The sequence below is a fragment of the Actinomadura sp. 9N407 genome (genome assembly GCF_044326315.1).
Lineage (GTDB): Bacteria > Actinomycetota > Actinomycetes > Streptosporangiales > Streptosporangiaceae > Spirillospora.
Map to the genome: position 1 here is coordinate 20,532 of NZ_JBIRAW010000055.1, position 26,213 is coordinate 46,744.

Sequence of the window (26,213 nt, forward strand, 5' to 3'; positions counted from 1 at the left end):
GAACGGGACGGTATGGCGGAGCGAACGGTGGCGGTGGTGCTCGCGGGCGGCACCGGGCAGCGGGTCGGCTCGGCCCGCCCCAAGCAGCTCATCGAGGTCGGCGGGCGCCCGATCCTGGCCCGCGCGATCGCGGCCTTCGACGACCATCCCGGCATCGGCGAGGTCCTGGTCGTGATGGCCGCCGGGCATGTGCGCGCGGCCGCCGCGATGGCCGCCCCGTTCAGGAAGGTCAACGGGGTCATCGAGGGCGGCGACACCCGTACCGCGTCCACGGTCGCGGCGCTGGAGGCGCTGTCCGGGCACCCCGGCGGGACGCGCGTGCTCTTCCACGACGCCGCCCGGCCCTTCGTGGACGGCCCGGTGATCGACCGTGTGCTGGCGGCCCTGGACGGGTACGACGCCGTCGCGGTGGGCGTGCCCTCCTCCGACACCATCGTCGCGGTCGAGGACGGCGTGGTGGCCGGGATGCCGCCGCGCGCGTCGCTGTGCCGGTTCCAGACACCGCAGGGGTTCCGGCTCGCCACCGTGCGCGCGGCGTACGAGCGGGCGCTGGCCGACCCGGCGCTGCTGGCCACCGACGACTGCGGCATCGTGCATCGTTACCTCCCGGAGGTCCGCATCCGGGTCGTGGACGGGAGCGAGCGCAATCTCAAGGTCACCCATCCGCTGGACATCGTCGTCGCCGAACATCTTGCCACCGAACCCCCGGAGCGCACGTGATCTTCGACAGCCGGCCCGCCGTCATCGGCCACCGCGGTCTCGGCGCGGGCGACCTCGCGGTCCCCGGCCAGGACGGCGACGCCGAGACGGCGCGTACCGTCGCCGAGAACACCGTCCCCTCGATGCTGGCCGCGATCGCGGCGGGCGCGTCCTGGATCGAGATCGACGTCACCCGTACCGCCGACGACGCGCTGGTGCTGCGGCACGACCCGACCACGCCCGAGGGCGCGTTCCTGATCGACACCGCCGCCGAGGCCACCGGGCTGCCGCTGCTGGCCGACGTCTTCGACGCGCTGCCGCCCGAGATCCCGGTGGACGTGGACGTCAAGACGATCCTGGAGGACGCCGTCGACTCCCCGTCCCGGCGTACCGGGGCACTGCTGCTCCCGGTGCTGGAGCGGGAGGCGCGCCGCCGCCCGCTGCTGGTGACCTCGTTCGACCCGTCGCTGCTGATCCACCTGCGCGACAACCTGAAGGGCGTCCCGCTGGGGCTGCTCACCTGGCTCCGCTTCCCGCTGTGGCACGGCATCCCGGCGGCGGCGGGGCTCGGCCTGCAGGCGGTCGGCGTGCACACCGCGTCCTGCGGGTTCGACCAGCCCGACACGCGGCTGCGGCCGCTGGAGCACTGCGTGGACGTGGCGCACAAGGCCGGGCTGGAGTTCCTGGCCTGGTGCCCGCCCGCCGACAGCGCGGCCGACTACGCGGCGGCCGGGGTGGACGCGCTCGTCGTCAACGACGTCCCGGGCGTGGTGCAGGCACTCGGCCGCGAGACCGCCCACATCGACCACGAGACCGCCTCCGCCGACCACGAGACGGCCTCCGTCGACTAGAGCGACCGGCCGGGCGTCACTGCCCGCTCTTGCCGCCGCCACCCCTGAGGTCGTCGCCGCCGTACATCTGGGTCCACTCGCCGGGCTGCTCGTCCCTCGGTGCGGAGGAGCCGGCGGAGGGGCCGGGAGAGGGCTGCTGGGGCTGCTCGGCGCCCGAGCCGTAACCGGGCGCACCCGGTGCCGGACCGGCCTCAGGAGGCGCGCTCGGCGGCGCCCACGGTGCCGCGCCCGGCTGCTGCTGTTGCTGCTGTTGCTGCTGGGGAGGCTGCGATCCGTACGGCTGCTGCGGCTGCTGCGGCTGCTGCATCGCACCCTGCTGGAACGGCGCCCCGGGTCCGACGGGACCACCAGGGCCGCCGGGGCCCATGTATTGGGGTGCCGGACGGGGCGCTCGACGGGCCGATCGCCACCGCGACGGGGCCACCGAGGCCACGAGCAGCGCGACACCGATGATGAGCAGGCCGCCGTAGGCACCGACCGTCATGAACCCCCGGTCGATCTCGCGCGGCAGGACGCCGGACACGTGCCGCAGGGTGAACGAGGTGGCCACTATCCAGAGCAGGCCCAGGACGGTGAAGACCACCCCGGGGACGATCGATGCGAGCGGAGAGACCCGCGATCCCATGACCAGTCCCAGCAGGACCGCGGCGATCAGGAGAAGGACGAGCGACACCAGCCGCTCCGACCAGTTCTGCCCGCCGTAGGTCCGGACGAACAGCATCGCCCGTTCCGAGCCGTAGAACAGGCACAGCGCGATGATCGGGGTGACGATCAGCCCGATCGCCACGCCGATCCCGTGGCGTGCTCCACCGGACATGGTCACCTCCTTGGACGCCGGACGGCATGATTCCGTCCAACGTAACCCCCGGAGGTCACGGGAGAAGCAGCTGACCGTTATGGGGTCTTCGACGGGGTGGGCTGGCCCAGCCCTGGCGGGCTCGTCAGGAAACCGACACCCCACGACAGGTGCATGGTGGCGAACACGAACGGCAGCCGTGCCCACGCCGACACCGGCAGCCCGCGGCCCTCGACGGCCGCACCCAGCACGATCGCGGCCCCGTACCCACCGGGAACGATCCAGCCCGGCCAGAACCCGAACGCTCCGGCCACCACTCCCACCGCCATGGCCACCACGGCCAGCGGCGGCGCCAGGTAGCGCAGGTTGAGCGTGCCCTGGTGCTCGCGGCCCACGACGCGCCGCCAGCGGCCGGTGTGGAAGTACTGCTTGGCCAGTGCCCGCAGGTTGGGCCTGGGCCGGTACGTGACCCGCATCCGGGGGGTGAAGTAGACCCGGCCGCCGGTCTGCCGGATCCGGTGGTTCATCTCCCAGTCCTGGGCCCGCACGAACGTCTCGTCGTAGCCGCCGACCCGTTCCAGCGCGCTGCGCCGGAACGTACCGAGGTAGACGGTCTCGACCTCGCCGGCCTCGCCACCGGTGTGGAACCGGGCGTTGCCGACACCGATCTTGGACGTCATCGCCCGCGCCACGGCCTGCTCGAAGGCGGTGACGCCCTCGGCCGCCATGATCCCGCCGACGTTGTCGGCGCCGGTCTCCTCCATCGTCTCGACCGCCGCCCGGACGTAGTCCACCGGCAGCAGCGAGTGGCCGTCCACCCGCACGATGATCGAGTACTGCGAGGCCTTGATGGCGATGTTGAGCCCGTGCGGGGTACGGCCGGTGGGGTTGGCCACCACCACGATGCGGGGGTCCTCGGTGGCCAGCCGGGCGGCGATCTCCTCGGTCCGGTCCTTGGACGGCCCGATCGCCAGCACCAGCTCCAACTCGCCCGGATACTGCTGCAACAGGATGCCGCGGACGGCCTCGGTCAGGTGCCGCTCCTCGTTCAGTACGGGCATCACTACCGAAACCGCCGGCCACGTACGGTCGGCGGTGGCGGCCTGCGGGGCGCTCTGGGCGCCGGAAGACGGATTCATCTGGACTCGCGGGCTCTCTCTCGATCGTCCGTGGCGCAGCTCAACTCGCCCGGGCACCCGGGGGGTGGTCAAGACGGCGCCACGTTACTGCAAGGACACGAGGTCCAGGTACCGAACGGACGGGTGTCTCCCACTTTAGAGTGGGAAGCCATGCGCGCCGTAAGGGTGCCGATGCGAGTTCTCGGGAGGCGGCGGCCAGAATGGCAGAGGGGCCCAGGAGTGGGGACGGACCGGGACGGGCCGGCGACGGCGATCCGCTGGAGCGGTACTTCCGGCCCCGGCCCGGCGGCCCCGGGGGCGCGCTCCCCGGCGGCGCGGCCGACGACGAGGAGATCGAGGGCGTCACCGTCGACGGCGTTCCGGCGCCGCGCGTCACGGTGGACGGCCCGCGCGGCCCCCGCCGTCCCGGCTCCGGTACGAGCCGCCGCTCCGCGCTGAGCGCCCGCCGGCAGCGCCGCTTCCTGATGGTCACCGGTGCCATGTCCGCGTTCGTGCTGCTGACCTCCGGCGGCGCCTGGGCGTTCCAGAACTACGTGACCGGCGCCCTCGACCGGGTCAGCGTCGGCGGCCTCGGCAAGGGCAAGGACACGCCCAAGGGCGCGATGACGATCCTGGTGGCCGGCGTCGACCGCCGCGAGGGCCTCACCAAGGCCCAGCAGAAGGCCGCCAAACTGGGCCACGAGGCGGGCGAGCGCTCCGACACGATGCTGCTGATGCACATCTCGCGCGACCACGACCGCGTCACGGTGGTCAACCTGCCCCGCGACTCGTACGTGACGATCCCGGCCCACAAGTCCAACGGCTCGGAGGGCGCCAAGGGCGCCGCGGTCCCGGCCCGTCCGGGCAAGCTGACCTGGGCGTACCAGTTCGGCGGCCCCGACCTCACCGTCAACACCGTGAAGCGCGCCACCGGCGTGTCCATCGACCACTACGTCGAGGTCAACTTCTACGGCTTCGTCAGCATGGTCGACGCCCTCGGCGGCGTGGACGTGTGCACCGAGCAGCCCATCAACGACAAGAAGAGCGGGCTCGTCCTGCCCGCGGGCACGTCCCACGTGGACGGTCTCAAGGCCCTCAGCTTCGCCCGCGCCCGCTACACCCTGACCGGCGGCAGCGACCTCGGCCGGATCGAGCGCCAGCAGCAGTTCATGGCCGCGATGATGAAGCGCGCCCTCAGCACCAAGACCCTCAGCGACCCGGCCAAGTCCACCCGGTTCCTCAACGCCGCGCTCAAGTCCCTGCGGGTGGACGACAAGCTGGCCGACAACCTGCCCGAGCTGGCCGACCAGATGAAGGGGCTGTCCACCGACAGCCTCACGTTCGCCAAGGTCCCGCTGGCCAACCCCGACCACAACGCCGTCCTCTGGAACGCCGGCACCCCGCAGTCCACCGTCCTGTGGGACCAGGGCCGGGCCGACGACCTGTTCGCCAAGGTCAGGCGCGACCAGCCGGTCACCAAGCCCAGCCCGTCCGCCTCCGCGACCCCGTCCGCCACGCCGACCGGCCCGACCGTCCCGCCCGAGGACATCCAGGTCAGCGTTCTGAACGCGATCGGTACCCCGGGCCTGGCCACCAAGGCCGGCGGCCAGCTCCGCAAGGAGGGCTTCAAGGTCACCGTCGTCCCGGGCGTCGCCCGCCGCGGCCTGAAGACCACCACGATCCAGTACGGCCCGTCCCGCAAGGACTCCGCCGAGACCCTGGCCGCCGCCATCCCCGGCGCCAAGCTCAAGCAGGTCGGCTCGCTCGGTTCCCGCATCCAGGTCCTCGTGGGCGACGACTGGGACGGCGTGGAGAAGGTCACCGTACGGCCGTCCCCCTCGGCCACCCCGTCCCAGGGCCTCGAAGCCGGCACCGCCACCCAGAAGCTCTGCAAGGGCTGACCCGTCCGCGCTCTATCCGGGCGCGCCGTCCAGATGCTCGCTGCCGGACCTTCCCGGAGGCTCCGGCTTGGCGAGTTCCAAGCGCTGCCAGGCCGCGCGCCAGTTGCCGAGCTCGTCCTCGTCGGCTCCGCAGCCCTTGATGTAGTCCAGGACGAACTCGAGTTTGGGCAGCGAGTTGCGCGTGCTGAGCTGGGAGAAGGTCGTGTGCGCGTAGCGGCTGCCGGCGGCCATCTTGCGGTAACTGGGGCGCCCCTTCCAGCCCCGGTACGCCTGCATCAGCTCGATCAGTTCCTGCGCCGTGGACGCCTCCCGCGGATCGGGCTCGGGAGCGCCGCGCCCTTCGTCTCCGCCGGCGGGCGCCATGGAGACATCGGCACCGCCGTCGCCGGTGCCGCGGACGTTCTCGACGCCCGCCTCGTCGAAGAGCTCCCGGGCCATCTCGATGAAGTCCGGCCCGGCGCCGCAGAAGGCCAGGACGTCTTTGACGGATTCCCAGCGGAAACCGGCCACCACGTTTCCCTGGATGAACTCCTCGGCCCGTTCCGTGCCCTCACAGCGGCGAGCGAACTCCAGGACCGCGTCACGGTCCCGGTGCTCGAACACCACGTACACGATGAGGAGCCTGAGACGGTCCCTGGCCGTGCCCCCTGGGGCGCCGCCGGACAGGTACCCATCGAGCTCCGCCCGGCCGGCCCGGGCGATCGTCGGCCGGGACTTCGGGCCCGGCCAGAACTTCCAGCGCGATTTCTTCATCTGCCGTGTTTCGTCCAATGATCCTTTTCGGCCGCGCCCGGCGCGCGAAGGTCGGCAATGGTCGTTACATAGCGGCCATTGCACGCGAACTTCTATCTAACGGCGATCGCCGGGCGTCTCACGCGAAATCATGACCTAAGTCAGGACGGAGGCGAGGGTCTTCCGCCGGACTCGCGGGCCACCGGACGAAGTCGAACGCCGCTCGGCCTCTCCTGGCCGTACGGCACCCCACCTCGGCGGGCTCCGGCGTCCATGCCGGATCGCTGACATCGTCGCGAGGCCCTAATCAAGAGTGATCGGAGCGGGCTTCACCATGTCACATGACACATTTGACGGCACTTTTCGCGAAGCGACGCCGCCGGGCCGACCGCGGGCCACCGCGGGGACGCCGGCGAACACCGGGTGAACACTCCGCGACGGAACTTGACGCGCCGGCGCCTTTGCAGCGCCCCTGTTCAGCTTTGGTCGCGCCGAGATCTTTTTGGATGGCTTTGTCCCGCTGGAGGAAACCCGCGCGGCCGGGGCCACATGATGCGGTCAACAGTCCGTAGCTCAACGTCGAGACGGGTTTCGCATGATCCAGTACACCCCGGTCACCACCCTGCACCGCACTCTGATCGCGGCCGACATCGTCGGCTTCGGGCGCCGCGAGACAGCGCTCCAGCCGTACCTGCACAAGGTCCTGTACGAGGCCGTGGAGACCGCTCTGGCGGGCGCGGGCGTCCCGCTCGCCGGCTGCCATCGCGAGGATCGCGGCGACGGCATGCTGGTCATGGCACCGCCGGACGCGGGGGTCGAGCCGCTGCTCGACGCGTTCCCCGCGCGGCTGCACGCCGAGCTGCGCCGGCACGACCGGGTCGCGCTTCCGGAGGCGCGGATCCGGCTGCGGCTGGCCGTCCACGCCGGGTACGTCCGGTCCGGCGATCGCGGCGCGGACGGCGAAGCGCTGACCCATCTCTTCCGGCTGCTGGACGCCGAGGCGTTCAAGGCCGCCCATGCCGAGCGGGCGGCACCACTCGGCCTGATCGTCTCGGACTACCTCTACGAGCAGATCGTCCGGCCGGGCCTCTCGCTGCTCGATCCGCTGGCGTTCACCGAGCTCGCGGTGACCCGCAAGGAGACCAGCTGCGACGCCTGGGTCTGGTTCCCCCCGGAGCCGCACGCCCACGCCGGGCGGCTGCGGGTCGTGCACGGCGAGTGAGCCTTGCGGACGACCGTCCGCAAGGCCGGGCCCGCTCGGTCACTTGAGGAGCTGGCGGGCCATGACCATGCGCTGGATCTGGTTCGTGCCCTCGTAGATCTGGGTGATCTTGGCGTCGCGCATCATCCGCTCGACCGGGAAGTCGCGGGTGTAGCCGTAGCCGCCGAGCAGCTGGACGGCGTCGGTGGTGACGTCCATGGCCACGTCCGAGGCCAGCGCCTTGCAGGCGGACGAGACGAAGGTCAGGTCCGGGATCTTGGCGCCGTGCATGGCGCGCTCGGACTTGATCGCGGCGTGGTAGGTCAGCTGGCGGGCGCCTTCGAGGCGCATGGCCATGTCGGCCAGCATGAACTGGACGCCCTGGAAGTCGCCGATGGCCTGGCCGAACTGCTTGCGGTCCTTGACGTAGCCGAGGGCGTAGTCGAGAGCGCCCTGGGCGATGCCGAGGGCCTGGGCCGCGATGGTGATGCGGGTGTGGTCCAGGGTCGCCAGCGCGGTCTTGAAGCCGGTGCCCTCGGCGCCGATGATGCGGTCGGCCGGGATCCGCACGTTCTCCAGGATGACCTGGCGGGTCGGCGAGCCCTTGATCCCGAGCTTGCGCTCCTTGGGCCCGAACGAGACGCCCTCGTCGGACTTCTCCACCACGAAGGCGGAGATGCCGCGGCCGCCGGCGGCGGGGTCGGTCACGGCCATCACGGTGTAGTACTCCGACACGCCCGCGTTGGTGATCCACATCTTGGCGCCGTTGAGTACCCAGTGATCCCCATCACGTACGGCACGGGTCTTCATGCCCGCCGCGTCCGACCCGGCCTCGGCCTCCGAGAGGGCGTACGAGAACATGGCGTCGCCCTGGGCCACCGGCGTCAGATACTTTTTCTTGAGCTCGTCGGAGCCGGACAGCAGGACCGGTACCGTACCGAGCTTGTTCACCGCCGGGATCAGCGACGACGAGGCGCACGCGCGAGCGACCTCTTCGATCACGATCACGGTGGCGAGGGCGTCGGCCCCGGCGCCCCCGTACGCCTCCGGGACGTGCACCGCGTGCAGGTCGTTCTGCACCAGCGCGTCCAGGGCCTCCTGAGGGAAGCGGGCCTCCTCGTCGACCTCCGCCGCATGCGGCGCGATCTTGGCGTCGGCGAGCTCGCGGACCGTCGAACGGAGCAGCTCGTGCTCCTCCGACGGGGCGTACGTGGGAAAGTCGGGACTCATAGCGCAAATGCTACCCGCCGGTACCATGGCCACCGGCCAGGGCGGGGTATGTCCACACGGTATTCAAACCACAGTGTTCGCACGACGGGGCAGCGGCGAGACGACGAAGGAGTTGTGCCTTGACCCACCGGCTGACGGTGATCGGGACCGGTTACCTGGGCGCCACCCATGCGGCCTGCATGGCGGACCTGGGTTACGAGGTTCTCGGGCTGGACATCGATCCCAAGAAGATCGCCCGGCTCCAGGCAGGAGACCTGCCCTACTTCGAACCGGGGCTGGAGCCCGTGCTCCGCCGCAATCTGGAGAACGGGCGGCTGCGCTTCACCACCTCCTACGAGGAGGTCGCGGAGTTCGGCGACGTGCATTTCGTCTGCGTCGGTACCCCGCAGAAGATCGGCGAGTACGCCGCGGACATGACCTACGTGGACGACGCGATCTCGGAGCTGGCGCCGCTGCTGCACCGGCCCTGCGTGATCGTGGGCAAGTCCACCGTGCCGGTCGGCACGGCGGAGCGGCTGGCCGACCGGATCGCCATGCTGGCCCCCGCCGACGGCGACGCCGTGCTCGCGTGGAACCCCGAGTTCCTGCGCGAGGGCTTCGCCGTCCAGGACACCCTGCGCCCCGACCGGATCGTCGTGGGGGTGCCCTCCGACACCGGCGCCGCCGACCGCGCGGAGAAGATCCTGCGCGAGGTCTACTCGACCATGCTGGCCGCCGGCACGCCGTTCATCGTCGCCGACTACCCCACCTCCGAGCTGGTCAAGGTGTCGGCCAACGCCTTCCTGGCCACCAAGATCTCGTTCATCAACGCGATGGCCGAGGTCTGCGAGGCCGCGCACGCCGACGTCACCAAGCTCTCCGAGGCGCTGTCGTACGACGACCGGATCGGCGGCCGGTTCCTCGGCCCCGGCCTCGGCTTCGGCGGCGGCTGCCTGCCCAAGGACATCCGCGCGTTCATGGCCCGCGCCGGCGAGCTGGGCGTCGACCAGGCGCTGACGTTCCTGCGCGAGGTGGACGAGATCAACATCCGCCGCCGGATCCGGATGGTCGATCTGGCCCGGCACGAGCTGGGCGGCTCGTTCATCGGCCGTACGGTCGGCGTCCTGGGCGCGGCGTTCAAGCCCAACTCCGACGACGTGCGCGACTCCCCCGCCCTCGACGTGGCCGCCAACATCAGGGGCCAGGGCGGCAAGGTCACCGTGTACGACCCGCAGGCCATGGCCAACGCCCGCGAGGCCCAGCCGTCGCTCGACTTCGGCGACTCCACCCTGGGCGCCGCGCGCGGCGCCCACGTGGTGCTGCTGCTGACCGAATGGCAGGAGTTCCGCGAGATGGACCCGATGGCCCTGGCCGAGGTCGTCGCCGAACGCAACATCGTCGACGGCCGCAACGCCCTCGACCCCGAGCAGTGGCGCGCCGCAGGCTGGAACTACCGAGCCCTCGGCCGGCCGTAGGGGAACGAACCCGGCACTGTTGATGTTGTGACGGGCATGGGTGATGCATTTGCTGAGCGGGACGTGGTCCGGCGGCTGCTGAACGACACCAAGACGTGGGCGTTCGTGGGCCTGGGCGACAATCCCGAGCGCGAGGTCTACACGCAGGCACGGCTGCTCCAGGAGCGGGGCAAGCGGATCGTACCGGTCCACCCGTCCGGAGCCGCCGTGCTGGGCGAGCAGGGGTACGCGTCGCTCAAGGACGTCCCCGGCGAGATCGACGTCGTCGGGGTCTACCGGCGTTCCGAGTACGCGGGCGCGGCCGTCGACGAGGCGATCGCGGCGGGCGCGAAGGCGGTCTGGCTGCCCCTGGACGTGATCGACGAACCGGCGGCAAGACGAGCCCAGGAAGCCGGCCTGGACGTGGTCATGAACCGCTGCCCGGCCGTCGAATGGGCCCTCCGCCGCTGACCGCCCCACCCCAAGGTTGACTCGTGGCGTGTTCGCCTGTCCGCCGCCCTGCGAGGGCGAACACGCCACGAGTCGACGAAGGGCTAGAGGCTGTCGCGGAGGCGGGCGCCCTTGGCCTTGGCCTGGTCGTACAGGTCCCGCTGGAAATCGGTCATCTTCGACTGGAGGGCCTCGTCGGAGGCCGCGAGGATCCGTACCGCCAGCAGGCCCGCGTTGCGGGCGGCGCCGACGGCGACGGTGGCGACCGGGACGCCGGCCGGCATCTGGACGATCGACAGCAGCGAGTCCATGCCGTCGAGGTACTTCAGCGGTACGGGGACGCCGATGACCGGGAGCGGCGTCACCGAGGCGAGCATGCCGGGCAGGTGGGCGGCGCCGCCGGCGCCCGCGATGATCACCTTGATGCCGCGCCCGGCCGCCTCGGAGCCGTAGGCGATCATGTCGAGCGGCATCCGGTGCGCGGAGACCACATCGGCCTCGTAGCCGACACCGAACTCCTCCAGCGCCTCGGCGGCGGCCTTCATCACCGGCCAGTCCGAGTCGCTCCCCATCACCACACCGACCCTGATCACAAGCCCTCTCTCCCCGTTCGCCTCCGGGCCGCCTTCAGGCACGGGCTTCCCTTCGTTCCTCGCTCGTCAGTCCAGCCCGCGCCGCGGCCCTGCGGCTCACTGGGCTGCTCCCATCTTGGAGCCCCAGCGCAGGAAGTCGGCGGCGTGCCGGGCGCGGTCGCGGACCTCGTCGAGGTCGGAGCCCAGCGCGGTGACATGGCCGATCTTGCGTCCGGGCCTGACGTCCTTGCCGTAGAAGTGCACCTTGACGGCCGGATCGTGGGCCATCACGTGCAGGTAGCGGTGGTAGATCTCGGCCTCGCCGCCGCCGAGGACGTTGGCCATGACGGTGTACGGGGCGGTGGGGTCGGTGGAGCCGAGCGGCAGGTCCAGTACGGCGCGCAGGTGCTGCTCGAACTGGGACGTGCGGGCGCCCTCGATCGTCCAGTGGCCGGAGTTGTGCGGGCGCATCGCCAGCTCGTTGACCAGCAGGCCCGCATCGGTCTCGAACAGCTCGACGGCCAGCAGGCCGGTGACGCCGAGCCGGTCGGCGATGTCGAGCGCGAGGCGCTGGGCCTCGGCGGCCGTGCCGCCGTCCAGGCCGGGGGCGGGCGCGATCACCTCGACGCAGATGCCGTCCTTCTGGACGGTCTCCACGATCGGGTACGCGGCGCCCTGGCCGTGCGGGGAACGGGCCACGACGGCGGCGAGCTCCCGGCGGAACGGGACGTGCTCCTCGGCCATCAGGGTCACGCCTTCGGCGAGCAGGCGGCTCACCAGGTCCTGCTCCTCGCGGCCGAGGCCGTCCAGGATCCAGACGCCCTTGCCGTCGTAGCCACCGCGGGTGGCCTTGAGGACCAGCGGCAGGCCGTGCTCGCGGGCGAAGGCTTCGAGGAAGGCCATCGGTGCACTGTCCGGCACGAGGCCGTACGCCGGGCAGGGAGCGCCGAACGCCGTGAGGCGCTCGCGCATCACCAGCTTGTCCTGGGCGTGCAGCAGCGCCGCGGCGCCGGGGCGGCACGGGATACCGGACTCCTCCACGGCCGCGATGTGGGCCCCGGGGACGTGCTCATGGTCGAAGGTGACCACGTCGCAGCCCTTGGCGAACGCGCGCAGATCCTCCAGCGAGGAGTCGTCGCCTACGCGGACGTCGGTGACGACCCGCGCCGCCGAGTCGTGGGCGGAGCCGGCGAGCACGCGCAGCGACACGCCGAGGCCGATCGCGGCCTGCTGGGTCATCCGGGCCAGCTGCCCGCCGCCCGCCATACCCACTACGGGCATCTGAGCTGGATCTCTCACGGTCGAAAGGCTATCGGGCGGTACGGTGTGCCCGGTCATCGCGGCCGGTTCCTTGGACACGGCGAACGAACCGGGCGCGTGCCGCGTCGAAGGAGTGTGAGGTGCGTTCAACAGGGCAGCGTCGAGGGCGAGGGGAACAGGCGCGGATACGCGAACGTTCCTTTAACGACGCCTCAGTGGCCACATACGTCTATCCTCATTGTGCCTCCACCCTTGCCGTAGTGCGTCGGACCACGCCCGCGGCCGCCGTAGCCGAAGTCCGGAAGGACGGTTCCTCTTCGTGAACCTGGTCTCCAACCTCTATCAACGGTTCGCGCATCTGGTGCGCGAGCTCGCGAAGTTCGGCAGCGTCGGCGCGATCGCCTTCGTCATCACGCTGATCCTCAGCAACGCGCTGCACAACGAGGCCGGCCTGGGGATGGGCCCGCTGTCCTCCAACGCCATCGCGACGGTGGTGGCGACCACGTTCTCGTACATGGCCAACCGCTACTGGACGTTCCGGCACCGCGACCGGACCGGGCTGGGCCGCGAGTACGTCCTGTTCTTCGCGCTGAACGGCGTCGGCCTGGTGATCACCCAGCTGTTCATCGGCTTCACCCACTACGTGATGGGCCTCACGGGGCCGATCGCCTACAACGGCGCGCTGATCGTCGGCACCGGCGTGGCGACGCTGTTCCGGTTCTGGTCGTACAAGAAGTGGGTGTTCCTGCCCGTCGAGGCCGCGCAGGTCGACCCGCACTCCGGGCTGCCCGGCGTCGCGCCGGTCGAGCCCGACGTGCCGCAGGCTCCGCAGCAGGCCCCGCAGCAGGTCAACGGCCACACGCTTCCCGCCCCTGATCTCAGCCGGGCGCTCGGCGAGAACCCCGCCGAGGGGTACGCGGAATTCACCCGCACCCCCTGAATCCCTACCCCTGAACCCGTACCCCCTGAGCCTGCACCCCTGAGCCCCGTATGCCCTGAGTCGGCACCCCTGAGCCGTAACGCGGACTCCTGAGCCGTCACGCGGGGCCGATCACGACGCGTTCCGAGGCCAGCTTGGCCTGGGCGGCCTGGCGCAGGAACACCCCGAACACCGCGGGCCTCGTCTGGATCAGCTCCAGCCGGCCGCCGTCCACCACCGCCAGCGAGCGGGCCAGGTAGAGCCCGAGCCCGGTTCCCCGGCCGCTGCTGACGCTGCGCTCGAAGATCCTGGCTTCCAGCTCCGGCGGGATGCCGGGGCCCTCGTCGCCGATCTCCACCACCACCGAGCTGGCGCCCGGCTTGGTGTTGATCGTGACCGGTCCCGACCCGTGCACCAGCGAGTTGTCCAGCAGCGTCGCGATGATCTGGGAGAGGCCCTCGGGGCTGGTCATCCCGACCAGGCCCCGTTCCCCGGTGGTACGGACGTCGCGGCCGTCCCGGCGGAAGATCGGCCGCCACTCCTCGACCTGCTGGGCGATGATGTCGTCGATCGGGGCCGCCACGGCGGCGCCGGTACGGTCGTGCCGGGACCGGGCGAGCAGCTGCTCCACCACGGCCACCAGCCGTTCGGCCTGGGCCAGCGCGGCGGCGCCCTCCTCGCGGACGACATCGGGGTAGTCGGCGGCCTCGACCATCTCCTCCAGCCGCATCGACAGGGCGGTCAGCGGGGTGCGCAGCTGGTGGCTGGCATCGGAGGCGAACTCCCGGCTCGCGGCCAGCAGGTCGGCGATCCGGACCGCGCTGCGGTCCAGGACCTCCGCGACCCGGTCGACCTCGGCGATGCCGTACCGGCGGCGGCGCGGCCGGGCGTTCCCCGAGCCGAGCCGGTCGGCGGTCTCGGCCAGGTCGATCAGCGGGACGGTGAGCTTGCGGGCCTGGAACATCGCCAGCCCGACGGTCACCGCGACGCCCAGCGCGGCCAGGCTGCCGATCAGCAGCATCAGCCGCAGCGCCTCGTCCTGGACCTGCCCGGCCGGCCGGGACACCTGCACCCGCACGCCGCCGGCGGTCCCGGTGGCGGTGAGCAGCTCGGTGCCGCGGGCGGGCCGCGCCCCGGCCGTGACCACCTGGTCGTTGGCCAGCGTGATCACGATGTAGCGGCCCGGATATTCCTGCGAGATCTTCTGGTCGGTGATCGGCTGGCCGGACTCCAGGCTGAATCCGACCCCGCCGAGGATCGAGGCGGCCTCGCGGTCCAGCGACTGGCGCGCCTCCTCGTAGATGAGCTTGTGTGTGGCGTAGGCGAGGGGAATGCCGAGCAGCAGGATCGCGACGACCGCCACCGCGAGCGTCGACAGGAGCAGTCGGCGCCTCATCAGGGCTCCTTCGAGGTGATGCCGTGATCACGCGACACGCCGCGGCCCGTCTCGGTCGGCCCGCGGCGGGACCGCGTGATCATGACGAACGGGATCAATCGCCGCGTTCAAACCGGAAGCCGACACCGCGCACGGTCGTGATGTAGCGCGGGCTGCCGGCGTCGTCGCCGAGCTTGCGGCGCAGCCAGGAAATGTGCATGTCGAGCGTCTTGGTGGAACCCCACCAGTTGGTGTCCCACACCTCGCGCATGATCTGTTCGCGGGTCACGACCTTGCCGGCGTCGCGCACCAGCACGCGCAGCAGGTCGAACTCCTTGGTGGTCAGCTGGAGCTCCTGTTCGCCCATCCAGGCCCGGCGCGACTCGGCGTCGATCCGGACGCCCTGCACGATGGGCGTCTCGGTGCTGCCGCGGCGCAGCAGGGCCCGGACCCTGGCGAGCAGTTCGGCCAGCCTGAAGGGCTTGGTCACATAGTCGTCGGCACCGGCGTCCAGCCCGACGACGGTGTCGACCTCGTCGGCGCGGGCGGTGAGGATCAGGATGGGCACCCCGTGCCCCTCGGCGCGCACCCGGCGCGCCACCTCCAGACCGTCCAGTTCGGGCAGTCCGAGATCGAGGACGATGAGATCCACGCCGCCCCCGAGAGCCCGCTCCAGCGCCTGCGGGCCGTCCGGGCTGACTTCGACGGTGTACCCCTCACGACGCAGCGCGCGGGCGAGAGGCTCGGAGATGGACGTGTCGTCCTCGGCGAGCAGTACTGAGGTCATGGACCGATCGTATGACCATTCACGAACGTTTCCCGGCGGCCGCCGCGCTCTTGACCTGCGGTTTGCCACTCATAGTACATCCATGAACACGGACAAATCATGATGTAAGAGGAAGTAACCGTACGTTATTGCCACCGGTCAGGGTGGCCGTGGAGCGGTCCGAGGACCGCCACGCCCGGCCCCGGGAGGGTGAGCGTGACCGTTTCGAGGTCACCGTCCGTGGTGGCCGGATCCAGCCGTACGGCGGAATCGGAGGCCAGCAGCAGCCGCGCGGGTGGAACGACCGGCAATCGCACGGTTCGTTCGTCGAAACAGGCCACCACGCGGATCCGGCCGCGCCGCAGCACGAGCGAACCGACATTCGCGTCATCCGGTTGATCTTGCACATTCGCCCGCGTGTCGCGCCCGAGGGTCTCGCCGGTCTCCACCGCGACCCCGGTGAGCCGCGGGTCGGTCAGCTCGGGCCAGGCGCGCCGCAGCGCGATCAGCGCGCGATGCCATTCCAGCAGCTCACGGTGGACGCCCTCGCCGGCCTCGGCCCAGTCGAGCCGGGATCGCCGGAACGTATCCACAGCCTGTGGATCGGGAACCTCGCCCGTCCAGCCGTGCCGGGCGAACTCGCGCCGGCGGCCCTCCGTGACGGCCCGTCCCAGCTCCGGCTCCCGGTGGTCGGTGAAGTAGCACCACGGCGTGCTCGCCGCCCACTCCTCGCCCATGAAGAGCATCGGGGTGAACGGGCCGAGCAGCAGCAGCGCCGCGCCGATCTTGAGCCGGGCGGGCGGGAGCGACGCGGCGGCCCGGTCACCGGCCGCCCGGTTGCCGACCTGATCATGGTTCTGCAGGAACGTGACGAACCGGTGCGCGGGCGTCCGCAGCACGTCCACCGGCCGGCCGTGATGGCGCCCCCGGTACGTCGACCACGTGCCGTCATGGACGAACACCCTGGTCAGAGCCTTGGCGAGCGTCGCCATCGAGCCGAAGTCGCAGTAGTACCCCTGCCGTTCCCCGGTCAGGGCGGCGTGCAGGGCGTGGTGGACGTCGTCGCACCACTGCCCGTCCAGGCCGTACCCGCCGGCCTCCTGGGACGTCACCAGCCGGGGATCGTTCAGGTCCGACTCGGCGATGAGGAAGAGTTCGCGGCCGAGATGGGCCGACAGCGCCTGGACGCGGCCGGCGAGGGCTTGCAGGATGTGTACGGCGCCGTGGTCGTTGATGGCGTGGACGGCGTCCAGGCGCAGGCCGTCCAGGTGGTAGTCGCGCAGCCACATCAGCGCGTTGCCGATGACGAACGCGCGCACCTCGTCAGAGCCCACCTGGTCGAAATTCACAGCCGCGCCCCAGGGGGTGCTGTACGCGTCGGTGAAGTACGGCCCGTAGGACGCGAGCCGGTTGCCGCTCGGCCCTAGGTGGTTGTAGACGACATCGAGGACGACCGCCAGCCCACGCGCATGAGCCGCGTCCACGAAACGCTTCAACCCGTCCGGACCGCCGTACGGCTCGTGCGGTGCCCACAGGTGTACGCCGTCGTACCCCCAGCCCTGGATCCCAGGGAACGCGGCCACCGGCATCAACTCAACGGCGTCCACTCCTAGGGAGACCAGGTAGTCGAGCCGTTCAATGGCCGCGCCGAACGTCCCCTCCTGGGTGAACGTGCCCACGTGCAGCTCGTACAGGACGCTGCCAGGCAGGGGACGTCCTCGCCATGCCCGGTCCGTCCAGGCGAAGCGGTCGTGCTCGTACACACGGCTGGCCCCATGGGCTCCGTGGGGCTGCCAAGGCGAACGCGGATCCGGCAGGATCTCGTCCTGATCGCCTAGGACGAAGCCGTAATCCGTACCGTGCCCGGCTTCCGGGACGTCCGCGCCCCACCAGCCATGCCGCCCTTCCACAGGACTCATCAATCGGCGTACGGGCGCTTCCCCTTTCCAGGTGGCGACCTGGACTCGTTCGGCATCCGGCGCCCAGACCTCGAATCGGGTCACTCCGCCCTGTCCTTTCCCGTGCTGTCCTTCTCCGTGCCGTTCTTTCCTGTGGCATCTGGAACGAGGAGAGCGACGGGAAGCGTTCTGAACAGTTCGGCCAGGCGGAGCCGCGGACCCCTGTGGACGGCGCCGGTCAGGACGTCGCGCCACAGCCCGGAACCGGCGTCCAGGGACGTGTCGCCCCAGCCCTCGGCCCGTTCAAGACCTGCCGGAAGCCTGGTCACGACCGTCAGAGCCTCCCCGCGAGAGAAGGCCAAGGCGTGCCGCGCGGCATCCCCCTCAGCCTCGACAGCCCCATGGCCGCCGCCGAACCAGTCCGGGTGCGCGCGCCGCAGCCGCAGCGCCCGCGAGGTCACCAGCAGCTTCTCGTCGTCCAGATCGCGGGGGTCGCGCCCGCTGTCGAGGCGCGTGAGGCGGGTACGGCGCAGGCCGTAGTCGATCGGACGCCGGTTGTCGGGGTCCACGAGCGACAGCCCGACCAGTTCGCAGCCCTGGTAGACGTCCGGGACGCCCGGCATGGTCAGCTGGACGAGCTTCTGGCCGAGCATGTTGGCGCGCGCGTACGGCTTCAGCATGTCCACGAAACCCGTGAGATCCGCGATCAGGTCGGCGTCCTCCAGGACCCGCCGGGCGTACGCGAGCACCGCCTCCTCGTACCCGGTGTCGGGCTCGATCCAGGACGTCCGGGTCTTGGCCTCGCGCATCGCCTTGGTCAGGAACTCCGCCAGCCGGTCCGCGGTGAGCGGCCAGGCCCCGGCGAGCGTCTGCCAGAACAGGTACTCCAGGTCAGGCTCCAGCGGCGAGCCCTTGGGGTCCCACGCGCGCCAGCGCTCGACGGCCTCCGTCCACGGTCCCGGCAGCTCGGCGAGGACGGCGAGCCGGGCGCGGACGTCCTCCTGGCGCTTGGTGTCGTGCGTCGAGAGCGTCGTCATCGTCGCGGGCCAGTCGCGGGCCAGGGTCTCGCAGTACGCGTGGAAGTCCTCCGGGCCGACCGCGAACCGTGCCGGATCGCCGCCCACCTCGTTCAGCATCGCCATCCGGTTCCAGCGGTAGAACGCGGTGTCCTCCACGCCCTTGGCCGCCAGCGGCGCCGACGTCTGCTGGAACCGCTCGGCGAACTCCGGCTCTCCCGCGCCGGCCCCCAGGGCCAGCTTGACGATCGTCTCCAGGTCCTGGTGCAGCCGGTCCGGAACCCGCGCCCGCGCCGCCCGTTCCGCCTGCTCCAGGACCTCGACCGCCTGGACCGGCGGGTCCTCGCCCGGGACGACGTACGCCCGGTAGACGGGCATTGCGGCCAGCAGCTCGAACAGCGCCGTCCTGAGATCCTCACGCCGCGCCTCGTCCTGCTCGCCCAGGGCCCGGCACAGGACCGTGTGCAATCGAGTGATCTCCGGCCGCAGCCCGTGCTCCGCCGCGTACCGGCGCGCCTCGTGCTCGACCTCCTCGAACGCCGCCGGGCCGCCGGTGAACGCGACGTAGGCGTCGGTCAGCGGCCGTTCCCCGTCCGGATCGACGAAGATCCCGCCCACCATGCCGAGCGCGTCGTACCCGGTCGTACCGGCGCACCGCCAGCCGGCCGGCAGCCGCTCCTCGCCGGTCGTGATCTTCTCGACCACGATCCAGCGCGGCGTCCCGGGCTCCGAGGCCGCCGCCGACAGCCGTTCCAGATAGCCGCGCGGATCGGTGAGGCCGTCGGGGTGATCGATCCGCAGCCCGTCGACCAGCCCCTCGGAGACCAGGCGCAGCAGCAGCCCGTGCGTCCGGGCGAAGACCTCGGGGTCCTCCTGGCGCAGGCAGATCAGGCCGGAGATGTCGAAGAACCGCCGGTAGTTGGGCTCGCCCTCACCCGGCAGGACGATCCGCCCGCCGCCCGCCTCCCAGTCGATGTCGAACCAGCGGGCGTACGGCGAGTCCTCGCCCCGCTCGATCACCGACGCCAGCGGCGCGTTCAGCTCCGGCGGATGCGGGATCGCCATGTGGTTGGGGACCACGTCCACGATCATCCGCAGCCCGTGCGCGCGGAACCGCGACGCCATCGCCCGGAACGCGTCGCTCCCGCCCAGCTCCGCCGACAGCCGGTCGTGATCGACCACGTCGTACCCGTGCGTCGAGCCGGGCGCCGCCTGGAGCACCGGCGAGAGGTACACGTGCGAGACGCCCAGCCCCGCCAGGTACGGCGCCAGCGCACCCACCTCGTTGAAGCCGCAGTGCCGCGGGTCGCGCACACCGCGCAGCTGGATCCGGTACGTCGCGGTCGCGGGGACCTCGGGGTCAGACACGGCGGAGCACCTGCACCGAACGGGCCTCGACCGTCACCGTCTCGCCCGCCTTGACCATGGGGGACTCCTCCTCGGCGAGCAGGGGATCGGCGGTGTCGAGCACCTTGCACCACATCCCGCCGTACCGGGCGGGCGGCAGCCCGAAACCCAGATCGCCGTGGTGGGCGTTGAACAGCAGCAGGAACGAGGCGTCCTTGATCCGCTCGCCGCGCCGGCCGGGCTCGTCGATCGCGTCGCCGTTCACGAAGATGTAGAACGACTTGTTGTAGCCGGCCGACCAGTCGGCGTCGTTCATCTCCCGCCCGCCGGGGGTGAACCACAGCAGGTCGGGCAGCGCCTTGCCCTGCTTCGCCCCCTTGCCCTGCCGCGATCCCACCGCCTGCCGGGTCTGGGGCCCGCGCCCCTGGAAGAAGCGGCGGCGCCGGAACACCGGGTGCTTCTTGCGCAGCGCCGCCAGCTTCTGGACGAAGTCGAACAGCGGGAAATGGTCCTGGAGCCCGTCCCAGTCGACCCAGGAGATCTCGGTGTCCTGGCAGTAGGCGTTGTTGTTGCCGCGCTGCGTACGGCCGATCTCGTCGCCGTGCGAGAGCATCGGCACGCCCTGGGTCAGGAACAGCGTGGCCATGAAGTTGCGCTTCTGCCGCTCGCGCAGCCCGATGATCTCCAGGTCGTCCGTCGGGCCCTCGCGGCCGCAGTTCCAGGAGCGGTTGTCGTCGGTGCCGTCCCGGTTGCCCTCGCCGTTGGCCTCGTTGTGCTTGCCGTCGTACGAGACCAGGTCGTGCAGGGTGAAGCCGTCGTGGCAGGTCACGAAGTTGATCGAGGCGTTGGGCCGGCGGCCGTCGTCGGCGTACAGGTCGCTGGACCCGGTCAGCCGGGAGGCGAACTCCGGCAGCGTCGCGGGCTTGCCCCGCCAGTAGTCGCGGACGGTGTCGCGGTACTTGCCGTTCCACTCGGTCCACAGCGGCGGGAAATTGCCGACCTGGTAGCCGCCTTCCCCCACATCCCAGGGCTCCGCGATCAGCTTGACCTGCGAGACCACCGGATCCTGCTGCACCAGATCGAAGAACGCCGACAGCCGGTCCACCTCGTGCAGCTCCCGGGCCAGCGTGGCGGCCAGGTCGAAGCGGAACCCGTCCACGTGCATCTCGGTGATCCAGTACCGCAGCGAGTCCATGATCAGCTGAAGGACGTGCGGGCTGCGCATCAGCAGGCTGTTGCCGGTGCCCGTGGTGTCCATGTAGTAGCGCGGGTCGTTCTCCATCAGCCGGTAGTACGAGGCGTTGTCCAGCCCACGGAACGACAGCGTCGGCCCCAGATGGTTGCCCTCGGCGGTGTGGTTGTAGACCACGTCCAGGATCACCTCGATCCCGGCCTCGTGCAGGGCCTTCACCATGGCCTTGAACTCCAGCACCTGCTGCCCGCGCCGCCCGGACGCCGCGTACCCGTTGTGCGGGGCGAAGAAGCCGATGGTGTTGTAGCCCCAGTAGTTACGCAGCCCCCGATCGACCAGCGTGTCGTCGTGCACGAACTGGTGCACCGGCATCAGCTCGACGGCCGTCACGCCCAGCTTGACCAGATGATCGACGATCACCGGATGGCCGAGCGCCGCGTACGTGCCGCGCAGCTCCGGCGGGATCTCCGGATGCCGGTACGTGAGGCCCTTCACATGGGCCTCGTAGATCACCGTCTCGTGGTACGGCGTCCGCGGCGGCCGGTCGTCGGACCAGTCGAAGAAGGGGCTGACCACCACCGACCGCATCGTGTGCGGGGCCGAGTCCTGGTCGTTGCGCGACCAGGGGTCCCCGAACTCGTAGCCGAAGCACGACGCGTCCCAGTCGACCTCGCCCTCGATCGCCTGCGCGTACGGGTCGAGCAGCAGCTTGGCCGGGTTGCACCGGTCGCCCTGCCGCGGCTCGTACCGGCCGTGCACGCGGTACCCGTACCGCTGGCCGGGCATGATCCCGGGGACGTAGGCGTGCCAGACGAACGCGTCCACCTCCGGAAGCGTGATCCGCGTCTCCTCGCCCCCGTCGGCCGCGGGCCCGTCGAAGAGGCACAGCTCCACCCGCTCGGCGGCCTCGGTGAAGATCGCGAAGTTGGCGCCCGCCCCGTCGAAGTGGGCCCCGAGGGGATACGCGTCACCCGGCCAGACCACTGTCACCGTCCCGCCCTCCCGTCGTTCGGGACGGATGCTTCCCCGTGACGGTTGGCTCACACCGCCACGGCGCCGGGAGGGACCGAAGGTAAAGAGAACCGACCACCACTGGCCAGAACGGACATCACTGGGTTACCTTAGGGGAGCCTTACCTTATTGAGGGTGCCCTTACCGTGCATTGGTGATCGCCCTCGGTAGTCCGTAACGCCGCACGGAAGGTTCCACCGCCGGATGTACGTCTGCGTCTGCAACGCCGTCACCGAAGATGACGTGCGGGGCTGTATGGCCGGCGGCGCCTGCTCTCCCAAGGAGGTCAGGGCCGCGTGCGGCATGAAGCCGGGGTGCGGGTCCTGCACCAAGCGCCTGCATGCCCTGGTGAGCGAGTACCGCACGGCCAGCGACCTGGTCGACGCGATCACCGGCGGCCCGGCCTCCCCCGTGATGCCCGCCGAGCACCTGCTGCCCGGACACGTGTTGCCCGAGCACACGGCGCCCGAGCACACACTGCCCGAGCGCACTGCGCCCGAGTCGATCACGGTCGCGGGCCCGTCCCTGCCGGTACGGAACGCGGAGCACGCGCCCCGTACCGCCACGAGGGCCGCCGAGAGGAGGTCGTCGACCGCAGCCTGACGGCAGCCTCCTGACGCACCTCGTCCGGCACCGATACGCGCCGAACGGGGGCCTAGTGCTGTCCAAGGTCCGGCCCGCATGACAGCATGGGCCGAATGGAAGGCGACAAGGACATCATCAACCTGCTCAACGAGCAGCTGACCGCGGAACTCACCGCGATCAACCAGTACTTCCTGCATGCCAAGATGCAGCAGAACTGGGGCTTCACTCGCTTGGCCAAGCACACCCGCGACGAGTCGTTCGACGAGATGCGGCACGCGGAGCGGCTGACCGACCGCATCCTGTTCCTGGAGGGACTGCCCAACTACCAGAAGATCGGCACGCTGCGCATCGGGCAGACCGTGTTCGAGCAGCTCAAGGCCGATATGCAGGTCGAGCTCGAGGCCGTGGCGCGGCTGCGGCCCGGGATCGAGCTGATGCGCTCGCGCGGCGATGTGACCTCCGCCCGGATCTTCGAGGACATCCTGGCCGACGAGGAAGAGCACATCGACTACCTGGAGACCGAGATGGGCCTGGTGGAGTCCCTCGGCGAACAGAACTACCTGCAGCGCCTCACCGCCGCCCCGGGCGAGGACTGAGCCGGAACGCGACGTCCCCGGCCGTCACCCGGCCGGGGACCCGTGCTTCCCGCGGCGCAGTACGTACGGCTGGATGATCCCCAGCCCGCGGACCGGCCTGCGCACGATCCGGGTGGGCGCGAACGCCGGCTCGCCCTCCAGCCGCTCCGCCAACTCCTCATCGATCACCACCGAGCCCGGCCGGGCCAGCGAGGTCAGCCGGGCGGCCAGATTCACCGTCGTACCGAACACATCGCCCATCAGCTGCAGCACCGGGCCGTGCGCCGCGCCCACCCGGACGTCCGGGACCTCGGTCTCGTCCTGGATCGCCTCCGCGATGGTGAGCGCGATCTCGCCGCCCACCGCCGGGTCGTCGGCGCAGAACAGCACCTCGTCCCCCAGCGTCTTGACCAGCCGCCCGCCGCACGAGGCCACGATGTCGGACGCGGTCTCCTCGAACCGCTCCACCACCCGCGCCAGCTCCAGCTCCTCCAACTCCCGGCTCATCTGCGTGAACGAGACCATGTCCGCGAAGCCCACGGTCAGATGCGGCCGTACGGCACCCGTCCCGGCCTCGCGGCTGGTCGCCGCAGCGGCGATCGCGCGGGTCCCTGCGGCGGCCAGCTGCCGCCGCCAGGCGTGCACCACCAGCGGCTCGAACTCCCCGATGTGCTTCTCGGCCAGCTCCACGATCGTCTGCACCGACGTCGGATCGGGCGGCTCGTTCGGATCCGGGATCACCATGTGGCTGAGCAGGTTGACCTGCCACTCGGCGAGCCGGGTCATCGTCTGCCCGAACGCCCGCACCAGCCGGATCACCGCGTCCTCGTCCAGGACACCGTCGTCCATCAGCCGGCGGATCCGGTCCAGCGCCGCCACATCGCCGTCGGTGTAGGCCACCTCGCCGTCGGGCATCGAGGGATACCCGAACGCCCGCCAGATCCGGCCGGACAGCTCCCGCGTCACCCCGGCCCGCTCGGTGGCGTCGACACGGGTGTAGCGCAGCTCGCCACCGAGCAGGAGCTCCTCGATCTCCTTCGGATCCGGTACCCCTGCTGCTGACATCTCCCCTGCCCCTCAGACCGCCCGCGGCGACGTGGTCAAGTACCGCGACATATCGTGGCAGACGCGGCCGTCCCAGGGTGATCGGACCACCGATCCCCCCACCACGTTCAACGTACGTGAACCACGTCACCAGCCCCGACAGCCCGCACCGCACCGTCCTCACCAGTGACGACGAGCCGCCCCGAGGCATCGACGTCCCCGGCCGTACCGCGCAAGGGCTCACCGGCGGGCAACTCGACCCGTACGTTCCGCCCCAAAGTCGCGCACAGCTCCTTGTATGCGGTACGCAGCCCGCTGCTCTCCGGGTCACCCTCCAGCGCGGTCCACTCGCGATACCAGGTCTCGAACTCCCGCAGGATCGCGCGCAGCAACGGCGCCCGATCGGTCAGCGGAGCCCCCTCGATCAGCAGCGAAGTCGCCGTGGGCACCGGCAGCTCGTCCTCCCGCAGGCCCACGTTGAGCCCGACCCCGACCACGATCGCGTCACCGACCTTCTCCGCCAGGATCCCGGCCAGCTTGCGCTCCCCGACCAGCAGATCGTTCGGCCACTTCAGCCGCGCGTCCACCGCCACGTCCTCCGGCTCCCCGAGAAACTTCTCCCCGGCCTCCGACCAGGCCGTCATCCGCCGTACCGCCATCGCCACGGCCACCCCGGTCAGCAACGGCATCCACCCGATCCGAGCCGCCGGAACCACCGGCCGCAGCAGCATCGAGAACATCAACCCCGACCGAGGCGGTGCCGTCCAGGGCCGCCCCAACCGCCCCCGCCCGGCCGTCTGCAGCTCGGTCGCCAGCACCGTCCCCTCCGGCGCCCCCTCCCCCACCAGACGCGCCAGATCAGCATTGGTCGACCCGGTCTCCGCCACGACCCGTACATCCCGCCACAACGCCCCAGGCCGCACCAACGCCCGCCGAAGCCCCCCCTCATGCAACGGAGGCCGCCCCAAATCCCCATAACCAGAAACAGTCACAGTGTCATTGTGGGGGGACGACCCCCCACACCCCCCGAGCGGGTCGGGCCGACCCCTACGCTCGTTCCTCGCTTCGGGGCCACCCACCCCGGTGGGGCGGCTCCGCCCCCCACGCCCCCCGGCTGGGGCTCCGCCCCTAGCCCCCGAGCGCTCTGCGCCCTGGTCCGTTGACTCGTGGCGTGTTCGCCCCCAGCGTCGCCCATCGAGGCGAACACGCCACGAGTCACCGGAGGCGGCGAGGGTCGCGGTCACCCCGATTCGGAAGATCCGAACGCGCCAGATGCCAGCAGCCATCCGTCCTCGGTCTCTGTCGCCGGATCCAGGTGTGTCCGTCCACAGGCAGGGCTGGGGAAGCGGACAGGGCGCGCGGCGACGCGGTGAACGGGTGCCGCATTAGGGTGATCGCGTGGATGGAGTGACACTGCGGCGGGATGCCGAGCACGTGGCCGAGATCATGCTGGATCGTCCGGAGGCACTGAACGCGCTGTCGACGGCTATGGCACGGCAGCTGGCCGCCGTGGGCGCCGAGGTGGCCGCGGACCCGTCCGTACGGGCGGTGGTGCTGAGCGCGGCGGGTGAGAAGGCCTTCTGCGTGGGGGCGGACCTCAAGGAACGCAACGCGATGTCGGACGCGCAGATCCTGGCCCAGCGGCCGGTGTTCCGGGCGGCGTTCGGGGCGGTGCTGAACCTGCCGCAGCCGGTGGTGGCGGCCGTGCACGGGTACGCGCTGGGCGGCGGTTGCGAGTTCGCGCTGAGCTGCGACCTGATCGTCGCCGACGAGTCGGCGGTGTTCGGGCTGCCGGAGGTCGCCGTGGGGCTGGTGCCCGGTGGCGGCGGCACCCAGCTGGCACTGCGCCGTCTCGGCCCGGGCCGCGCGGCCGATCTGGTGCTGACCGGCCGCCGCCTGAGCATCGACGAGGCCCAGGCGTACGGCCTGGTCGACCGCAAGGTCCCCGCCGGATCGGCACGCGAGGAGGCCATGGTGATCGCCGCCGCCATCGCGGCGAACTCCCCGGTCGCCGTCCGCGCCGCCAAGCGAGCACTGCGGCTCGGCAACGGCCTGAGCCTCGACGCCGGACTCGACATCGAGGACAACGCCTGGCGTACCGCCGCGTTCTCGGAAGACCGCCGCGAAGGCATCGCCGCGTTCACCGAAAAGCGCAAGCCCAACTGGCCCACCTGATCACCGGTCACCCGCAATGTCGACTCGTGGCGTGTTCGCCTTTCCAACGCTGCGGATAGGCGAACAC

23 protein-coding genes are annotated in these 26,213 nt (G+C 70.9%); 10 read left to right on the plus strand and 13 right to left on the minus strand.

Going from position 1 to position 26,213, the window contains the following annotated elements; all coding sequences use genetic code 11:
• Window positions 1-12: 12 nt before the first annotated feature.
• Entirely contained in the window at window positions 13-720 is a 708-nt protein-coding gene (gene ispD, locus ACH34Q_RS45415; protein WP_395989474.1) for a 2-C-methyl-D-erythritol 4-phosphate cytidylyltransferase, read from the plus strand.
• Entirely contained in the window at window positions 717-1,550 is an 834-nt protein-coding gene (locus ACH34Q_RS45420; RefSeq protein ID WP_395989475.1) for a glycerophosphodiester phosphodiesterase, read from the plus strand. Before ispD ends, ACH34Q_RS45420 begins: the two co-directional genes overlap by 4 nt.
• Before the next feature lie 16 nt (window positions 1,551-1,566).
• Here ACH34Q_RS45420 and ACH34Q_RS45425 read toward each other — a convergent pair whose 3' ends face one another.
• Both ACH34Q_RS45425 and ACH34Q_RS45430 read right to left on the minus strand, forming a co-directional pair.
• Window positions 1,567-2,367: a hypothetical protein gene (locus ACH34Q_RS45425; RefSeq protein ID WP_395989476.1), complete on the minus strand. Its 801-nt coding sequence runs from the start codon at window positions 2,365-2,367 to the stop codon at window positions 1,567-1,569.
• A gap of 77 nt (window positions 2,368-2,444) precedes the next feature.
• Window positions 2,445-3,485 (minus strand): glycosyltransferase family 2 protein, encoded by a 1,041-nt coding sequence (locus ACH34Q_RS45430; RefSeq protein WP_395989477.1) that lies wholly within the window; start codon window positions 3,483-3,485, stop codon window positions 2,445-2,447.
• 200 nt (window positions 3,486-3,685) lie between these two features.
• On the opposite strand from ACH34Q_RS45430, the gene ACH34Q_RS45435 reads away from it, so the two are divergent.
• Window positions 3,686-5,365, plus strand: a complete 1,680-nt coding sequence (locus tag ACH34Q_RS45435; RefSeq protein ID WP_395989478.1) for an LCP family protein — start codon at window positions 3,686-3,688, stop codon at window positions 5,363-5,365.
• A gap of 12 nt (window positions 5,366-5,377) precedes the next feature.
• On the opposite strand, the gene ACH34Q_RS45440 is transcribed toward ACH34Q_RS45435, so the two are convergent.
• Window positions 5,378-6,118 carry a hypothetical protein gene (locus ACH34Q_RS45440; protein ID WP_395989479.1) on the minus strand — a complete coding sequence of 247 codons (741 nt, stop codon included), beginning with the start codon at window positions 6,116-6,118 and terminating at the stop codon, window positions 5,378-5,380.
• A gap of 574 nt (window positions 6,119-6,692) precedes the next feature.
• On the opposite strand from ACH34Q_RS45440, the gene ACH34Q_RS45445 reads away from it, so the two are divergent.
• A complete protein-coding gene (locus ACH34Q_RS45445; protein WP_395989480.1) occupies window positions 6,693-7,319 on the plus strand; it encodes a hypothetical protein in 627 nt (208 codons plus the stop codon).
• A gap of 39 nt (window positions 7,320-7,358) precedes the next feature.
• Here ACH34Q_RS45445 and ACH34Q_RS45450 read toward each other — a convergent pair whose 3' ends face one another.
• A complete protein-coding gene (locus ACH34Q_RS45450) occupies window positions 7,359-8,528 on the minus strand; it encodes an acyl-CoA dehydrogenase (protein WP_395989481.1) in 1,170 nt (389 codons plus the stop codon).
• Between the two features lie 119 nt (window positions 8,529-8,647).
• Between ACH34Q_RS45450 and ACH34Q_RS45455 the strand changes: the two genes are divergently transcribed.
• On the plus strand, window positions 8,648-9,982 hold the full coding sequence (locus ACH34Q_RS45455) for a UDP-glucose dehydrogenase family protein (protein ID WP_395989482.1): 1,335 nt from the start codon (window positions 8,648-8,650) through the stop codon (window positions 9,980-9,982).
• A 36-nt stretch (window positions 9,983-10,018) separates the two neighbouring features.
• Window positions 10,019-10,432: a CoA-binding protein gene (locus ACH34Q_RS45460; protein ID WP_395989483.1), complete on the plus strand. Its 414-nt coding sequence runs from the start codon at window positions 10,019-10,021 to the stop codon at window positions 10,430-10,432.
• Between the two features lie 83 nt (window positions 10,433-10,515).
• Here ACH34Q_RS45460 and purE read toward each other — a convergent pair whose 3' ends face one another.
• Together purE and ACH34Q_RS45470 are read right to left on the minus strand one after the other, a co-directional pair.
• The gene (gene purE, locus ACH34Q_RS45465) at window positions 10,516-11,004 is read right to left on the minus strand and encodes a 5-(carboxyamino)imidazole ribonucleotide mutase (protein ID WP_395989484.1); all 489 of its coding nucleotides are present in this window, start codon (window positions 11,002-11,004) and stop codon (window positions 10,516-10,518) included.
• Between the two features lie 96 nt (window positions 11,005-11,100).
• Window positions 11,101-12,264: a 5-(carboxyamino)imidazole ribonucleotide synthase gene (locus ACH34Q_RS45470; protein WP_395989485.1), complete on the minus strand. Its 1,164-nt coding sequence runs from the start codon at window positions 12,262-12,264 to the stop codon at window positions 11,101-11,103.
• A 298-nt stretch (window positions 12,265-12,562) separates the two neighbouring features.
• Here ACH34Q_RS45470 and ACH34Q_RS45475 point away from each other — a divergent pair, with 298 nt between their 5' ends.
• Window positions 12,563-13,183, plus strand: a complete 621-nt coding sequence (locus ACH34Q_RS45475; protein WP_395989486.1) for a GtrA family protein — start codon at window positions 12,563-12,565, stop codon at window positions 13,181-13,183.
• 97 nt (window positions 13,184-13,280) lie between these two features.
• On the opposite strand, the gene ACH34Q_RS45480 is transcribed toward ACH34Q_RS45475, so the two are convergent.
• The 5 genes from ACH34Q_RS45480 to glgX form a co-directional block, all read right to left on the minus strand.
• Window positions 13,281-14,558: an ATP-binding protein gene (locus ACH34Q_RS45480; protein ID WP_395989487.1), complete on the minus strand. Its 1,278-nt coding sequence runs from the start codon at window positions 14,556-14,558 to the stop codon at window positions 13,281-13,283.
• Window positions 14,559-14,652: 94 nt separating this feature from the next.
• Window positions 14,653-15,324, minus strand: coding sequence for a response regulator transcription factor (locus tag ACH34Q_RS45485; protein ID WP_026402549.1), 672 nt, complete (start codon window positions 15,322-15,324; stop codon window positions 14,653-14,655).
• A gap of 125 nt (window positions 15,325-15,449) precedes the next feature.
• Window positions 15,450-17,306, minus strand: coding sequence for a malto-oligosyltrehalose trehalohydrolase (gene treZ, locus ACH34Q_RS45490; protein ID WP_395989488.1), 1,857 nt, complete (start codon window positions 17,304-17,306; stop codon window positions 15,450-15,452).
• Window positions 17,303-19,585, minus strand: a complete 2,283-nt coding sequence (treY, locus tag ACH34Q_RS45495; protein ID WP_395989489.1) for a malto-oligosyltrehalose synthase — start codon at window positions 19,583-19,585, stop codon at window positions 17,303-17,305. The genes treZ and treY overlap by 4 nt, the downstream gene beginning before the upstream one ends.
• A complete protein-coding gene (gene glgX, locus ACH34Q_RS45500) occupies window positions 19,578-21,746 on the minus strand; it encodes a glycogen debranching protein GlgX (protein WP_395989490.1) in 2,169 nt (722 codons plus the stop codon). The genes treY and glgX overlap by 8 nt, the downstream gene beginning before the upstream one ends.
• Before the next feature lie 225 nt (window positions 21,747-21,971).
• Between glgX and ACH34Q_RS45505 the strand changes: the two genes are divergently transcribed.
• Together ACH34Q_RS45505 and bfr are read left to right on the plus strand one after the other, a co-directional pair.
• The gene (locus ACH34Q_RS45505) at window positions 21,972-22,370 is read left to right on the plus strand and encodes a bacterioferritin-associated ferredoxin (RefSeq protein WP_395989491.1); all 399 of its coding nucleotides are present in this window, start codon (window positions 21,972-21,974) and stop codon (window positions 22,368-22,370) included.
• 95 nt (window positions 22,371-22,465) lie between these two features.
• Window positions 22,466-22,948, plus strand: a complete 483-nt coding sequence (bfr, locus tag ACH34Q_RS45510; RefSeq protein WP_395989492.1) for a bacterioferritin — start codon at window positions 22,466-22,468, stop codon at window positions 22,946-22,948.
• Window positions 22,949-22,972: 24 nt separating this feature from the next.
• Here the strand turns inward: bfr and ACH34Q_RS45515 are convergent, their stop codons facing one another.
• Together ACH34Q_RS45515 and ACH34Q_RS45520 are read right to left on the minus strand one after the other, a co-directional pair.
• On the minus strand, window positions 22,973-23,992 hold the full coding sequence (locus tag ACH34Q_RS45515) for an adenylate/guanylate cyclase domain-containing protein (protein WP_395989493.1): 1,020 nt from the start codon (window positions 23,990-23,992) through the stop codon (window positions 22,973-22,975).
• Between the two features lie 107 nt (window positions 23,993-24,099).
• Window positions 24,100-24,963 carry a biotin--[acetyl-CoA-carboxylase] ligase gene (locus tag ACH34Q_RS45520; protein WP_395989494.1) on the minus strand — a complete coding sequence of 288 codons (864 nt, stop codon included), beginning with the start codon at window positions 24,961-24,963 and terminating at the stop codon, window positions 24,100-24,102.
• Between the two features lie 406 nt (window positions 24,964-25,369).
• Between ACH34Q_RS45520 and ACH34Q_RS45525 the strand changes: the two genes are divergently transcribed.
• Window positions 25,370-26,146, plus strand: coding sequence for an enoyl-CoA hydratase/isomerase family protein (locus ACH34Q_RS45525; protein ID WP_395989495.1), 777 nt, complete (start codon window positions 25,370-25,372; stop codon window positions 26,144-26,146).
• Window positions 26,147-26,213 lie beyond the last annotated feature (67 nt).

What these genes read in the sequence shown, in the direction of transcription:
- ispD (WP_395989474.1), top strand. Translation starts at nt 13, where the DNA reads ATGGCGGAGCGAACGGTGGCGGTGGTGCTCGCGGGCGGCACCGGGCAG.
- ACH34Q_RS45425 (WP_395989476.1), bottom strand. Translation starts at nt 2,367, where the DNA reads ATGTCCGGTGGAGCACGCCACGGGATCGGCGTGGCGATCGGGCTGATC.
- ACH34Q_RS45430 (WP_395989477.1), bottom strand. Translation starts at nt 3,485, where the DNA reads ATGAATCCGTCTTCCGGCGCCCAGAGCGCCCCGCAGGCCGCCACCGCC.
- ACH34Q_RS45435 (WP_395989478.1), top strand. Translation starts at nt 3,686, where the DNA reads ATGGCAGAGGGGCCCAGGAGTGGGGACGGACCGGGACGGGCCGGCGAC.
- ACH34Q_RS45440 (WP_395989479.1), bottom strand. Translation starts at nt 6,118, where the DNA reads ATGAAGAAATCGCGCTGGAAGTTCTGGCCGGGCCCGAAGTCCCGGCCG.
- ACH34Q_RS45445 (WP_395989480.1), top strand. Translation starts at nt 6,693, where the DNA reads ATGATCCAGTACACCCCGGTCACCACCCTGCACCGCACTCTGATCGCG.
- ACH34Q_RS45450 (WP_395989481.1), bottom strand. Translation starts at nt 8,528, where the DNA reads ATGAGTCCCGACTTTCCCACGTACGCCCCGTCGGAGGAGCACGAGCTG.
- ACH34Q_RS45460 (WP_395989483.1), top strand. Translation starts at nt 10,019, where the DNA reads ATGGGTGATGCATTTGCTGAGCGGGACGTGGTCCGGCGGCTGCTGAAC.
- ACH34Q_RS45470 (WP_395989485.1), bottom strand. Translation starts at nt 12,264, where the DNA reads ATGCCCGTAGTGGGTATGGCGGGCGGCGGGCAGCTGGCCCGGATGACC.
- ACH34Q_RS45480 (WP_395989487.1), bottom strand. Translation starts at nt 14,558, where the DNA reads ATGAGGCGCCGACTGCTCCTGTCGACGCTCGCGGTGGCGGTCGTCGCG.
- ACH34Q_RS45485 (WP_026402549.1), bottom strand. Translation starts at nt 15,324, where the DNA reads ATGACCTCAGTACTGCTCGCCGAGGACGACACGTCCATCTCCGAGCCT.
- ACH34Q_RS45505 (WP_395989491.1), top strand. Translation starts at nt 21,972, where the DNA reads ATGTACGTCTGCGTCTGCAACGCCGTCACCGAAGATGACGTGCGGGGC.
- bfr (WP_395989492.1), top strand. Translation starts at nt 22,466, where the DNA reads ATGGAAGGCGACAAGGACATCATCAACCTGCTCAACGAGCAGCTGACC.
- ACH34Q_RS45515 (WP_395989493.1), bottom strand. Translation starts at nt 23,992, where the DNA reads ATGTCAGCAGCAGGGGTACCGGATCCGAAGGAGATCGAGGAGCTCCTG.